The organism is Streptomyces sp. S063, from assembly GCF_002832675.1.
Classification (GTDB): domain Bacteria; phylum Actinomycetota; class Actinomycetes; order Streptomycetales; family Streptomycetaceae; genus Streptomyces; species Streptomyces sindenensis.
On record NZ_CP021707.1, the window covers coordinates 4,376,228 to 4,388,838 of the forward strand.

Annotated in this window: 11 protein-coding genes; 6 read left to right on the forward strand and 5 right to left on the reverse strand. The window is 73.4% G+C overall.

Features of this window, described 5'->3' with window-relative positions; translation table 11 throughout:
* The first annotated feature begins 196 nt into the window (after positions 1 to 196).
* Entirely contained in the window at positions 197 to 3,100 is a 2,904-nt protein-coding gene (locus CCZ36_RS20270) for an FAD-binding and (Fe-S)-binding domain-containing protein (RefSeq protein WP_443069813.1), read from the forward strand.
* Positions 3,101 to 3,120: 20 nt separating this feature from the next.
* Here the strand turns inward: CCZ36_RS20270 and CCZ36_RS20275 are convergent, their stop codons facing one another.
* Entirely contained in the window at positions 3,121 to 4,005 is an 885-nt protein-coding gene (locus CCZ36_RS20275; protein ID WP_128818288.1) for a LysR family transcriptional regulator, read from the reverse strand.
* Between the two features lie 161 nt (positions 4,006 to 4,166).
* Here CCZ36_RS20275 and CCZ36_RS20280 point away from each other — a divergent pair, with 161 nt between their 5' ends.
* Positions 4,167 to 5,123 (forward strand): EamA family transporter, encoded by a 957-nt coding sequence (locus CCZ36_RS20280; protein ID WP_069735344.1) that lies wholly within the window; start codon positions 4,167 to 4,169, stop codon positions 5,121 to 5,123.
* Positions 5,124 to 5,150: 27 nt separating this feature from the next.
* Here CCZ36_RS20280 and CCZ36_RS20285 read toward each other — a convergent pair whose 3' ends face one another.
* The 3 genes from CCZ36_RS20285 to CCZ36_RS20295 all read right to left on the reverse strand — a co-directional run bounded on the left by CCZ36_RS20285 (position 5,151) and on the right by CCZ36_RS20295 (position 6,861).
* Entirely contained in the window at positions 5,151 to 5,585 is a 435-nt protein-coding gene (locus CCZ36_RS20285; protein WP_128818289.1) for a PIN domain-containing protein, read from the reverse strand.
* Positions 5,582 to 5,824 (reverse strand): CopG family transcriptional regulator, encoded by a 243-nt coding sequence (locus tag CCZ36_RS20290; protein WP_069735342.1) that lies wholly within the window; start codon positions 5,822 to 5,824, stop codon positions 5,582 to 5,584. The genes CCZ36_RS20285 and CCZ36_RS20290 overlap by 4 nt, the downstream gene beginning before the upstream one ends.
* Positions 5,825 to 5,889: 65 nt before the next feature.
* Positions 5,890 to 6,861 carry an oxidoreductase gene (locus CCZ36_RS20295; RefSeq protein ID WP_128818290.1) on the reverse strand — a complete coding sequence of 324 codons (972 nt, stop codon included), beginning with the start codon at positions 6,859 to 6,861 and terminating at the stop codon, positions 5,890 to 5,892.
* A 56-nt stretch (positions 6,862 to 6,917) separates the two neighbouring features.
* Between CCZ36_RS20295 and CCZ36_RS20300 the strand changes: the two genes are divergently transcribed.
* Entirely contained in the window at positions 6,918 to 7,556 is a 639-nt protein-coding gene (locus CCZ36_RS20300) for a TetR family transcriptional regulator (RefSeq protein WP_069735340.1), read from the forward strand.
* A gap of 17 nt (positions 7,557 to 7,573) precedes the next feature.
* Here CCZ36_RS20300 and CCZ36_RS20305 read toward each other — a convergent pair whose 3' ends face one another.
* Positions 7,574 to 8,290, reverse strand: a complete 717-nt coding sequence (locus CCZ36_RS20305) for an NUDIX domain-containing protein (RefSeq protein ID WP_128818291.1) — start codon at positions 8,288 to 8,290, stop codon at positions 7,574 to 7,576.
* A 141-nt stretch (positions 8,291 to 8,431) separates the two neighbouring features.
* Here CCZ36_RS20305 and CCZ36_RS20310 point away from each other — a divergent pair, with 141 nt between their 5' ends.
* The 3 genes from CCZ36_RS20310 to CCZ36_RS20320 are packed head-to-tail and all read left to right on the forward strand — an operon-like array spanning position 8,432 to position 12,581.
* A complete protein-coding gene (locus CCZ36_RS20310) occupies positions 8,432 to 9,253 on the forward strand; it encodes a TIGR03084 family metal-binding protein (RefSeq protein ID WP_069735595.1) in 822 nt (273 codons plus the stop codon).
* The gene (locus CCZ36_RS20315) at positions 9,250 to 10,986 is read left to right on the forward strand and encodes an acyclic terpene utilization AtuA family protein (RefSeq protein ID WP_128818292.1); all 1,737 of its coding nucleotides are present in this window, start codon (positions 9,250 to 9,252) and stop codon (positions 10,984 to 10,986) included. Before CCZ36_RS20310 ends, CCZ36_RS20315 begins: the two co-directional genes overlap by 4 nt.
* Positions 10,983 to 12,581: an acyl-CoA carboxylase subunit beta gene (locus tag CCZ36_RS20320; protein WP_069735337.1), complete on the forward strand. Its 1,599-nt coding sequence runs from the start codon at positions 10,983 to 10,985 to the stop codon at positions 12,579 to 12,581. The genes CCZ36_RS20315 and CCZ36_RS20320 overlap by 4 nt, the downstream gene beginning before the upstream one ends.
* The last annotated feature ends 30 nt before the right edge of the window (positions 12,582 to 12,611 follow it).

The following is a 12,611-nucleotide window of genomic DNA, read 5'->3' on the forward strand; positions in this document are numbered from 1 at the left end:
GGCGAATTCAGGACACTTCGTCACGGGTGTGGGCGATCCTGCACAACTGGAACTGATAGTTCCTGCGCAAGTCTTGGTCACTATAGGAGACTTGACGGTCTGTTTGGGAAGATCTTGTGGGCTTTTTTGCGCGACTTGTGTACTTTCATCCGTGCGCATCCCAAGAGTTCATCTGTACCGGCGGCATGCTGAAGGAATGGCCGAACAGCATCGACCGCATACCGGACCGTCCGCCGGACGGCCCGCTGGGCCGCCCGCAGGACCATTGGCCCCGGACTTCCCGGCTTTTGCCGCCGCGCTCCGCTCCGCCGTGCGCGGCGCGAGCGACTTCGGGCCCGCCGCCCGGGCGTTGACGACGATGGACGCGTCCAACTACCGCCGCGTCCCCCTCGGTGTGCTCGCCCCGCGCGACGCCGACGACATCGCGGCCGCGCTGACGGTCTGCCAGGAGTACGGGGTGCCGGTCGTTCCGCGCGGCGGCGGCACGTCCATCGCCGGACAGGCCACCGGCACCGGCCTCGTCCTCGACCTCACCCGCCATCTGCGGGCGATCCTCGACCTGGACCCCGCCGCCCGCACCGCCGTGGTCCAGCCCGGCGTGATCCTGGACGACCTGCGGGCCGCCGCCGCACCCCACGGCCTGACCTTCGGCCCCGACCCGTCCACCCACAGCCGCTGCACCCTCGGCGGGATGATCGGCAACAACTCCTGCGGCGCGCACTCGGTGGCCTGGGGCACGACGGCGGACAACGTGCGGGGGCTCTCGGTGACCCGGTACGGGGGACAGGCGCTGCGGCTGGAGCAGGGGAGCGGTACGGGCCCGGCGGGCGTCGACGCCCTCGTCGCCTCCCACCTCGCCCTCCTCCGCACCGGCTACCCCGGCCTCCCGCGCCGCATCTCCGGGTACGCCATCGACGCGCTGCTCCCCGAACACCCCGGCGGCCCCGACCCGGTGCGGGCGTTCTGCGGCAGCGAGGGCACCCTCGGCGTCGTCACCGAGGCCACCGTGCGTCTGGTCGAGGCCCCGCGCGCCCGCGCCCTGGCCGTCCTCGGGTACGCCGACGAGTCCGCCGCGGCCGAGGCCGCCCCCGGCCTCCTCCCGTACGGCCCGCTCACCGTCGAGGGCATGGCCGCCGACCTCGTGCGCGAACCCTCCGGGCTGCTGCCGCGCGGGGCCGCCTGGCTGTTCGTCGAGACCGGCGGGGCCACGCCGGCCGAGGCCCGCGCGCACGCCGAACGCGTCCTGCGGGCCGCCGACGCGGTGGACGGGGCCGTCGTCACCGACCCGGCCGGGCAACGGGCGCTGTGGCGCATCCGCGAGGACGCGGCCGGGACCGCGACCCGGATGCCCGACGGCAGTGAGGCCTGGCCCGGCTGGGAGGACTGCGCGGTCCCGCCCGCCCGACTCGGCGCCTACCTCCGCGACTTTCGGGCCCTCCTCGCCGAACACGGCCTGCGCGGAACCCCGTACGGCCACTTCGGCGACGGCTGCATCCACGTCCGCATCGACTTCGACCTGATCACCGAGGCCGGGGTGGCCCGCTTCCGCCGGTTCTCCGAGGAGACGGCCGATCTCGTCGTCGCGCACGGCGGTTCCCTCAGCGGCGAACACGGCGACGGGCAGGCGCGCGCGGAGCTGCTGCCCCGGATGTACGGGGACGAACTCGTCGCCCTCTTCGGCCGGTTCAAGGACCTGTGGGACCCGGACGGAGGTCTGAACCCGGGGATGCTGGCCCGCCCGGACCGCCTGGATACGAACCTCCGCTTCGCCGTCCTCCCGAAACGCCCGGTGGACGTGGAGTTCGGCTATCCGCAGGACGGCGGGGACTTCGCGGGCGCGGTTCGCCGCTGCGTCGGCGTCGCCAAGTGCCGTACGACGGAGGCGAGCGGCGCGGGCGTCATGTGCCCGTCCTTCCGCGCGACCGGCGAGGAGGCCCACTCCACCCGGGGCCGGGCCCGGCTCCTCCACGAGATGCTGGCGGGCGAGGTGATCACGGACGGCTGGCGCAGCACGGAGGTCCGGGACGCCCTCGACCTGTGCCTGTCCTGCAAGGGCTGCCGCAGCGACTGCCCTGTGGGCGTCGACATGGCCACGTACAAGGCGGAGTTCCTGCACCACCACTACGAGGGCAGGCTCAGGCCCGCCGCCCACTACGCGATGGGCCGCCTCCCGCGGTGGCTGCGCCTCGCCGCCCCCTTCGCCCGTCCGCTCAACGCCCTCGCCCGGCTGCGCCCGCTCGCCGCGCTCGCGAAGCGGCTGGCGGGGATCGCACCCGAGCGGACGATCCCGGTGCTGGCGCCGGAGACGTACAGCCGGTGGCTGCGCCGGAGGCAGGGGAGCGGGACGCCCGTCCTCTCCGCCGGCCGGGCGGTGCACCTCTGGGCGGACACCTTCACCGAGTACCTGTCCCCGCAGGCCGGCCGGGCGGCGGTGCGGGTACTGGAGGCGGCGGCGGGGCGTTCGGTGCTGCCGCCCGTCCCCGGACTGTGCTGCGGCCTCACGTACGTCTCGACCGGGCAGCTCGACGCGGCCCGCCGGGTGATGCGCCGCACCCTGGACCGGCTGGACCTCCCGCCGGGCGAGCCGCTCGTCGTCCTGGAGCCGAGCTGCGCCGCCACCCTCCGCACCGATCTGCCCGAACTCCTCCCCGGCGACCCGCGTGCCGCCGAACTCGCCTCGGCAGTCCGGACGTTCGCCCAGTACCTGGAGGAGTACGCCCCCGACTGGACGCCGCCGCGCCTGGACCGCCCGGCCGCCGGCCAGACGCACTGCCACCAGCACGCGGTCCTCGGCGACGCGGCGGAACGGCGCCTGCGCGAACGGCTGGGCCTGACCGGCGAACTCAGCGGCGGATGCTGCGGGCTCGCGGGAAACTTCGGCTTCGAGAAGGGCCATTGGGAGGTGTCGGTCGCCTGCGCTGAGGAGCGGCTGCTCCCCGCCGTACGGGCCATGGAACCCGGGACGGAACTCCTCGCGGACGGCTTCTCCTGCCGTACTCAGCTCGACCAGCTGGCCGGGCGGCGGGCCCGGCATCTGGCGGAGGTCATCGCGGAGGCCATCGAGGAGGGCACGGGGGAGGTCACGCCGAAGCGCGCTTGAAGGGTTGGCTCTTCTGGGTGTCATGGCCTCCGGGCGACGATCTCGCGGGCGAGGGCGGCCAGTTGCGGGAGGGCCGGGTGGCCCGGGGCGTCGCGGCGGGCGAGGAGGACCGGGACGCCCGGGGCGTCGTCGAGCGGGACGTAGGCGACTCCCGCGTGCGGATGCAGCTCCGCGGTCGACGTGGTGGACACCCCGCTGCCGCGGCCCGCGGCGATGGCGGTGAGCCAGTCGTCGGTGTTGCCGACGGTGAGGGTGGCGGCCGGGCGGGTGTCCGGCGGCCAGAGGTCCACGGTGGTGGTGCCGGAGACGGTGTTGAGGACGACGGGACCGTCCGCGAGATCGGCGAGTTCGAGCGAGGGGCGCGTCGCGAGCGGCCCGTCCGCGGTCACCGCCGCCACCCGCGCCTCGGTGAACAGCACTTCGGTGACCAGCCCCGGCGCGTCCACCGGCCCACGCAGCAGCGCGCCGTCGACCTCGCCCCGTGCCAGTCCGGCGGTGCGGTCGTCGATCCGGAGCAGCTCCAGCGGGGTGCCCGGGAACCGCTCCTGCCAGGTCCGCAGCAGCGGTGTGGTGTACGGCCCGAACGCGGACCAGGCGTGCCCGAGCCGCAGCGGCCAGGTGCGCAGCCGCCCGGAGTCGAGCGCCTCGTCGAAGGCGGCGACCGCGGCGGCGGCCTTGTCGCGGAAGGCGAGACCGTCGGGGGTGAGGGCGAGGTGGTGGGTGGAACGGTCGACGAGCCGGACCCCGAGGTGCCGCTCCAGCGCGGCGAGGGTGCGGGACACGGCGGGCTGGGTCAGCCGGAGGCGGGCGGCGGCGCGCGTGATGTTGAGCTCGTCGGCGACCGCGAGGAAGGCCCGCAGATGCCGGAGTTCCACGGGGCGGCCGGGGGAGGGTTCCTCGTTCATGCGTGGGAAGCATAACGAGAGCGTGATGGGCATTTCACGGAACGCGCGGGCGTCTTTACCGTGAAGGGAAACCCATGGCGGACAGAGTTCCTCATCCTGTACCGTCCAGTCCATTGCACTGCACCTTCTCGCCACCTACTCGCTCAGTCCGGAAGGCCCCCGTGAACGACCAGCGCAGCGCCGCCGAACCGGCCGCCGCAGCCGTCGCCGTACCCGAAGCGGTGACGGCACTCGAAGGCACCGGACGGTCCTGGGCCGACCGCCGGGCGGCGCTGGCGCCGATCGCCCTGGTGGTCGCCGGCGGCCTGTCCGTCCAGTTCGGCTCGGCCGTCGCGGCGCTGCTGATGCCGAAGGCGGGCGCGCTGGGCGTCGTCACCCTGCGCCTGGCTGCCGCCGCGCTGATCCTGCTGGTGATCTGCCGCCCGAAGCTGCGCGGCCACTCGCGTGCGGACTGGGGCACGGTGCTGGCCTTCGGCGTCGCGATGGGCGGCATGAACACGCTCTTCTACCTGGCGCTGGACCGGATCCCGCTCGGTATCGCCGTCACCCTGGAGGTGCTGGGCCCGCTCGCCCTGTCGGTGTTCGCCTCCCGCCGCCTGATCAACGTCCTGTGGGCCGGGCTGGCCCTCGTCGGCGTGGTCCTGCTGGGCGGCGGCGGCTTCGACCGCCTCGACCCGGTCGGCGCGGCCTTCGCACTGGCGGCCGGGGCGATGTGGGCGGCGTACATCGTGTTCAGCGCCCGCACCGGCCGCCGTTTCCCGCAGGCGGACGGGCTCGCGCTGGCGATGGTGGTCGCGGCGGTCCTCTCGCTGCCGCTCGGCGTCATCGAGTCCGGGTCGAAGCTCACGGTCCCGTCCACGATGGCGCTCGGCGCGGCGGTGGCGGTCCTCAGCTCGGTGCTCCCGTACACCCTGGAACTGATGGCCCTGCGCCGGCTGCCCGCACCCACGTTCGCCGTGATGATGAGCCTGGAGCCGGCCATCGCCGCCGGTGCGGGCTTCCTCATCCTGGACCAGGCCCTCTCCACGACGGACGCCCTCGCCATCGCCCTGGTCATCGGGGCGAGCATCGGCGCGGTGCGCAGCCGGTCGGGGCCGGCGCCACGACGCGAGCCCTGAGGCGCGGACGGCCGGCCCGGGAACGCCTCAGCAGTCGGCTGGCAGGATCCGGAAGGAGTCCAGCCCCGGGGTCAGCGGTGACATCGCGCGGAAGTCGCGCTGGTCCAGGGTGAAGATTCGATCTGTCCGGTAGCGGTCGGCCAGGACCACTCCGACCGCGTCGGCCAGGTCGAGCCGCAGCCCTTCGTACTTCTGACGGACCTCATGGGCGGTGTGCAGGTCCGCGAGCTTGAGCTCGGCGAGGCGGTACTGCCCGTCGTCGATGCGGGAATTCAGCGCCTCCATCACCTGCAGGGCCGCCGGGAACCCCAGGTCGCGGTGGACCAGGTGATCCAGTTCGGTGACGACGAGCGGGGAGATCGCCAGGCGCTCGTGCTCCAGGACTCCCGCCGCCGCGGCGTGCTCGGCCTGGGCGGCGTCGAAAGCGGCGTAGAGGGCCGAGGTGTCGGCGACGATGATCAACGGCGTGCGGCCCGTTCCTTGATGTGCTCGTAGACGGCGTCGTCCATCTCGTCGGGCGTACGGGAGCGTCCGCTGTCGAAGACCGGCAGCTCACGGCTGCGCTTCGGTCGCTCCGCGCTGTCCAGCAGCATGGCGATGCCGCGCCGGATGAGCTCGGCCTTGCTGACGCCGGTCGCGGACGACTCGGCGTCCAGTCTTACTTCCAATTCGTCCGGAAGATACACGGTCGTCTTTATCATGCTGCCCAATTTACCACCCTGCCCTACGTAGGGCAGGGTGGTAAACGGTGAGACCCGGCCCGACGTCAAGCCGACGCGGGGAACGGGAAGCGGACGTCGGTCAGCCGTTCCGACACCTCCCAGAGCCGCTGCCCGGTCCCGGCGTCGGTGGCCCCCGCGGCGAGCGGGACCCGGGCCGGCCCGCCGCGCAGCTCCCCGCGGCCGTCCGGGCCGATGAGCTCGCCGCCCCGCGCGCCCGGGTCCGTCGCCGCGTACAGCTGCGGGAGGGCGCCCGCGTCGGGCTGCTGGGCGAGGGGGCGCAGGACGCTGCCGAACAGCACTTTCACCAGGCCGGTCGGCCCGCTCGTCTGGAGCCGGGTGGCGGTGTAGCCCGGGTGCGCGAGCAGGCTGCGGACCGGGCTCCGGGCCGCGGTCAGCCGCCGGTGCAGCTCGTGGCCGAAGACGGCGTTGGCGAGCTTCGAACGGTCGTAGAAGGTCATCGGGCGGTAGGCGCGTTCGCCGTTCAGGTCGTCGAAGTCCAGGTGCGCCCTGCGGTGGTTGACCGAGGTGACCGTGACGACGCGGGGGTCGCGCCCCTCGGCCAGCAGGTCGAGCAGCAGCCCGGTGAGCGCGAAGTGGCCGAGGTGGTTGCAGGCGAACTGCAGCTCGTGGCCCTGCGCGCTCGCCGAGCGGGGCGGCGCCATCACCCCGGCGTTGTTGACCAGGACGTCCAGTCGGGTGTGACCGGCGTGCAGGTCCTCGGCGAACGCCCGTACGGAGTCGAGGTCGGCCAGGTCCAGGCGGCGCACCTCGACGGAGGCCCCCGGCCGCCCGGCCGTGATGCCGGCGGCGGCCCGGCGGCCCTTCTCCTCGTCCCGCACGGCGAGGATCACGTGCCCGCCCCGGTGGACGAGAGCCCGTGCGGTCGCCAGGCCGAGGCCGCTGTTGGCTCCGGTGACCACGGACACCCGGCCGGTCTGGTCGGGGATCTGCTCGGCGGTCCAGCGACGCTGCGGTGCCGGGTTCCGTGCCGTGCCCTGCGTCGGTTCCTGTGTCATGTGGCATACGTTGTCGTTGATGGCATCAAGTGTCAAGAAGCTACTGAGTGCCAACGATGGCATGGGGCTACGATGGTGGTGTGAGCCTCCGTCCCGCAGTCACCATGGCCCAGCGCAAACGTCAGCTCGTCTCCGACGAGCTGACCGAAGCGGCGCTCCAACTGATGGCACGGGAAGGGTTCGACGCGGTCACGGTCGACGCGATCGCGGCCGCCGCCGGAGTGTCCAAGCGGACGTTCTTCCGGTACTTCGCGTCCAAGGAGGACGTGGTGGTCCGGTTCCTGGCCGACATGGGGGCGGGCATGCACGCCGAACTGGCCGCCCGCCCCGCGGCCGAACCCCCCTCCACCGCGCTGCGGCACGCCGTCTGGGTCGCCATGGCGGCCTGCGCCGACGGTGCCGAGCACTCAGGCCGGGCCCTGCGGGTGGTCCAGCTGATCCTGCGCACCCCCGCCCTGCGCGCCCGCTTCCTGGAGCACCAGGCGCAGTGGCGCGACGACCTCGCCGTGGAGACGGCCCGCCGCCGGGGGCTCGACCCGGAGACGGATCTCTATCCACGCCTCGCCGCCGGGGCGGCGCTCGTCGCGTTCGACACCGTGCTGCGGCGCTGGAGCGACAGCGACGGGGCGGAGGACCCCGCCGCGCTCACGGACCGGGCGTTCGCCCTGCTCGCCCCGGCCCTGGACGCCGGCTAGTACGCCCCAGGGACGTCTCACCACATGCACGGCGGGCCCAACTCGGTGATCGAGTCGGCCAGTTCCGCCGGGCGCTCGGGCCACCCCGTCCGGTGCCAGTGCTCGATGCGCCAGGACAGCCGCCGGGGCCACAGCGGGGTGGCGGGCAGGCGCTCCACGGGCACCCAGGCCGGGGCGCCGCCGTAGTTGTCCAGCGTCTCGGGCGGGCCGACCTCGCCGGTCGCGGACACGAGGAAGTAGTGCTCGTGCCGGCCGTCCTTCCAGACCCGGGCGACCTCGGGCCCGACGGTCCCGGCCAGGCCGGTCTCCTCGTCCAGTTCCCGCAGGACGGCTGCTTCCGGCGTCTCGCCCGCCTCGACCCCGCCGCCCGGAATCTCGTAGTGCGACCCGCCGCCCTCCTCGGTGAACCGGATCAGCAGCAGGGCCCCGTCGCGGATGACGACCGCCCCGGCCCGCACCCGTACCGGCTCCACCGCCGCGGGGTCGACCAGGGCCACCGGCCCCTGCGGCGCCGCGCCCAGCGACCAGGCACGCAGGACCGCCTCCGCCGTCCCGGCGGGCCGGATGCGGGCGTGCAGGGCCTCCTCCAGGGACAGCGCGACGCGCGGTGCGGCAGCGGTCCCGGGGCGCCCGCCGGGAAAGGCGTGGTACGCGCCCTCCGCGTCGTGGTGGAGCTCAAGGATCAGCTTGTCCGCGTCGAACAGGACGGTCACCGGGCGGGTTTCGGCAGTCATCGACGGAGGCTAACGCGCCCCGGGGCGGGCCGCGCCCGGAACGAGAATCCGGCCGGGCAGAAAATCATGCAAGCGTGCTTGATTGTTTCTCGGCGCGCTGCCATGCTCCTGGGCACCACACCCGGTCCCGAGGGGGCGCACGTGTCCGCTGTCGTAGCCGTGATCGACGATCTGCGCGAAGAGAGCGATGAACTCGACAAATTGGTCGGGGAGTTGGATGCCCCGGGCTGGCGCGGACCGACCCCGGCGGAGCGGTGGACCGTCGCCCACCAGATCGCCCATCTCAGCTGGACCGACGAGGTCGCGGTGCTGGCGGCCACCGAGCCGGACCGGTTCGGCGACGAGGTGGCCAAGGCCCTGGCCGCCCCCGACTCCTTCGTCGACGAGGCGGCCGACGCCCTGGTCGCCGCCCATGCCCCGGACGCCCTGCTCGTCCGCTGGCGGGAGGGCCGGGCCCGGCTCGACAAGGTCCTTCGCGACGCCCCGGACGGCACCCGGATCCCCTGGTACGGGCCGCCGATGAGCGTCGCGTCCATGGCGAGCGCCCGGCTCATGGAGACCTGGGCCCACGGCCAGGACATCGCCGACGCCCTGGGCGTGACCCGGGCCCCGACCGCCCGGCTCCGGCATGTGGCCCGGATCGGCGTCCGGGCCCGGAACTACGCCTACGCGGTACGCGGGATCACCGCGCCCGAGGAGGAGTTCCGCGTCGAACTCGACGCGCCGGGCGGCGAAATGGTCGCGTACGGCCCCGAAGGCGCCGGCCAGCGCGTCACCGGCCCGCTCCTCGACTTCTGCCTTCTGGTCACCCAGCGCGCCCACCGCTCCGACCTCGCGGTCACCGCCGAGGGGCGCGACGCCGACCAGTGGCTCTCCATCGCGCAGGCCTTCGCCGGCCCGCCGGGACCGGGCCGGCTGCCGCGCGCGGAAGAACCGCATCGCGCGGAGCGGGAGACCCGATGAGCAGCGCCCCCGCCCCCGCCCTCCGCATCGGCAACGCCTCCGGTTTCTACGGCGACCGCTTCGACGCCCTGCGCGACATGCTCACCGGCGGCCCTCTCGACGTCCTCACCGGCGACTACCTCGCCGAGCTGACCATGCTCATCCTCGGCCGCAGCCGCCTCAAGGACCCGCGGAAGGGCTACGCCACCACCTTCCTGCGCCAGTTGGAGGAAGGGCTCGGTCTCGCCCATGAGCGCGGGGTGAAGATCGTCGCCAACGCGGGCGGCCTCAACCCGGCCGGACTCGCGGACGCGGTCAGGCGGTTGGGGGACAAGGTCGGTGTGCCCGTCACCGTGGCGCACGTCGAGGGCGACAGCCTGCCCGTCCCGGACGGGGCCCTCACCGCCAACGCCTACCTCGGCGGCTTTGGGATCGCCGCCTGTCTGCGGGCCGGGGCCGATGTCGTCGTCACCGGCCGGGTCACCGACGCGGCCCTGGTCACCGGGCCGGCCGCCGCCCACTTCGGCTGGGGTCCGGACGACCTGGACGCGCTCGCGGGGGCCGTGGTCGCCGGGCATGTCCTGGAGTGCGGTACGCAGGCGACCGGCGGCAACCACGCCTTCTTCGGCGAGTACGACCCGGCCCGGCTCCGCCGCCCCGGCTTCCCGCTCGCCGAGATCCACGCCGACGGCTCGTCCGTCATCACCAAGCACGACGGTACGGGCGGGGTCGTCGACCTCTCCACCGTCACCGCCCAACTCCTCTACGAGACCGGTGGAGCCCGGTACGCGGGCCCCGACGTCACCGCCCGCCTCGACACCGTACGGCTCACCCCCGACGGCCCCGACCGGGTCCGCATCGACGGCGTACGCGGCGAGGCCCCGCCGCCCACCCTCAAGGCCGGGGTCACCCGGCTCGGCGGCTGGCGCAACGAGGTCGTCTTCGTCCTCACCGGCCTCGGCGTCGAGGCCAAGGCGGCTCTGGTGAAAGCCCAGTTCGCCGACGCCCTGGAGCGGGGCGGCACCCGCCCGCCCGCCGAGGTGCGCTGGGAGCTGGCCCGTACCGACCACACCGACGCCGACACCGAGGAGCGAGCCAGCGCCCTGCTCCGGCTCGTCGTCCGCGACCAGGACGCCGAGGCGGTCGGCCGCACCGTCTCCGGGGCCGCCGTCGAGCTGGCCCTCGGCAGCTATCCCGGCTTCCACGTCACCGCCCCGCCCGGAAAGGGGGCGCCCTACGGGGTGTTCGAGGCCAGGCCGGTACCGGCGGCCGAGGTCGAGCACCTCGCCGTGCTGCCGGACGGACACCGGCTAATCATCGAACCCCCAGCTATCACGCAGGAGTTGGCCGAGGTCGAGCAACCGCCGCTGCCCGACCCGTACCCCTCCACAGCCACCCGGCGCGCCCCTCTCGGTCTGATCGCGGGCGCGCGCAGCGGTGACAAGGGCGGTGACGCCAACGTGGGCGTCTGGGTCCGCGACGACGCTGCCTGGCGCTGGCTGGCACACGAGCTGAGCGTCGAGCGGTTCAAGGAACTTCTGCCGGAGACAGTCGACCTGACCGTCGTCCGCCATGTCCTGCCCAACCTCCGCGCCCTGAACTTCACCGTCCACGGCCTCTTGGGCGAAGGCGTCGCCGCCCAGGCCCGGTTCGACCCGCAGGCGAAGGCGCTGGGGGAGTGGCTGCGGTCGCGCTGGCTGCGCGTCCCGGTCGGGCTGCTCGAAGGCATCGATGACCCGGAGGTGACCGCATGACCGTCCTGCCCACCGCGCTCGACACCCACAGCCCCGAGTACGCGGCGAACCGGGCCACCATGGCGGAGAAGCTCGCCGAGCTGGAGACCGAGCACGCCAAGGCGCTCGCGGGCGGCGGCGAGAAGTACGTGACCCGGCACCGGGGGCGCGGCAAGCTCCCGGCCCGGGAGCGGATCGAGCTGCTCGTCGACCCCGACACCCCGTTCCTGGAGCTGTCGCCGCTGGCCGCCTGGGGCAGCGATTACGCCGTCGGGGCCTCACTCGTCACCGGGATCGGGGTGGTCGAGGGCGTCGAATGCCTGATCACCGCCAACGACCCGACCGTACGCGGCGGGGCCTCGAACCCGTGGACGCTGAAGAAGGCCCTGCGCGCCAACGAGATCGCCTTCGCCAACCGCCTGCCCTGCATCAGCCTGGTGGAGTCGGGCGGGGCCGACCTGCCCTCCCAGAAGGAGATCTTCATCCCCGGCGGGGCGCTCTTCAGGGACATCACCCGGCTCTCCGCCGCCGGAATCCCCACCGTGGCCGTCGTGTTCGGCAACTCCACCGCCGGAGGCGCGTACGTCCCCGGCATGTCCGACCACACCGTGATGATCAAGGAGCAGTCCAAGGTCTTCCTCGGCGGACCGCCCCTGGTGAAGATGGCCACCGGCGAGGAGAGCGACGACGAATCCCTCGGCGGAGCCGAGATGCACGCCCGTACATCGGGGCTCGCCGACCATTTCGCCGTGGACGAGCACGACGCGATCCGGCAGGCCCGCCGGATCGTCGCCCGGCTCAACTGGCGCAAGGCACACACCGATCCCGGCCCGGTCGAGCCGCCGAAGTACGACGAGGACGAGCTGCTCGGCATCGTGCCGGGCGACCTGAAGGCCCCGTTCGACCCGCGCGAGGTCATCGCCCGGCTGGTCGACGGCTCGGACTTCGACGCGTTCAAGCCGCTGTACGGGACGAGCCTGGTCACGGGGTGGGCACGGCTGCACGGCTATCCGGTCGGGATCCTCGCCAACGCGCAGGGGGTGCTGTTCAGCGAGGAGTCACAGAAGGCCGCCCAGTTCATCCAGCTCGCCAACCAACGCGACATCCCGCTCCTCTTCCTCCACAACACGACCGGCTACATGGTCGGCAAGGAGTACGAGCAGGGCGGCATCATCAAGCACGGCGCGATGATGATCAACGCCGTGGCGAACTCGAAGGTCCCGCATCTGTCGGTCCTGATGGGCGCGTCCTACGGGGCCGGCCACTACGGCATGTGCGGCCGCGCCTACGATCCGCGCTTCCTCTTCGCCTGGCCCAGCAGCAAGTCCGCCGTGATGGGCCCGCAGCAGTTGGCCGGGGTCCTCTCCATCGTGGCCCGCGCCTCCGCCGCCGCGAAGGGGCAGCCGTACGACGACGAGGCGGACGCCGGACTGCGCGCGATGGTGGAGCAGCAGATCGAGGCGGAGTCGCTGCCGATGTTCCTGTCCGGGCGGCTGTACGACGACGGGGTCATCGACCCGCGCGACACCCGGACCGTCCTCGGGATGTGCCTGTCCGCGATCCACACCGCACCGGTCGAGGGCGCCCGCGGCGGCTTCGGCGTCTTCCGGATGTGAGGCCCAGATGACCACCGCTACCGATGGGGC